Genomic DNA, 252 nt, shown 5'->3' on the forward strand with positions numbered 1-252 from the left:
CAGGCTGCAAGACCATGCGCCGCGGAAAACGTGGCGCGCGCCTCCTGCACGCGCCAGGCTCCAAGCTGGCGGGCGAGGATGCTCGACATGCCCGAGGACACCAGTGTCGCCAGCGCGACGATCAGCATGTAGAGCGGAAACATCAAGGTGACGGCGGCCAGCGCCTGCGGTCCCGCGAAATGCCCGAGGAACAGGGCATCGACCACGGCGAGCGCGCCGTTCATCGCCATGACGAAGATGATGGGAAGCGCG

1 protein-coding gene is annotated in these 252 nt (G+C 67.1%); it reads right to left on the reverse strand.

All coding sequences use genetic code 11. From position 1 onward, the window contains the following. On the reverse strand, positions 1 to 252 hold a 252-nt coding region (locus E0702_RS18015; RefSeq protein ID WP_240721822.1), incomplete at both ends, for an MATE family efflux transporter.

It is taken from the genome of Halomonas marinisediminis (assembly GCF_004347715.1).
Lineage (GTDB): Bacteria > Pseudomonadota > Gammaproteobacteria > Pseudomonadales > Halomonadaceae > Halomonas > Halomonas icarae.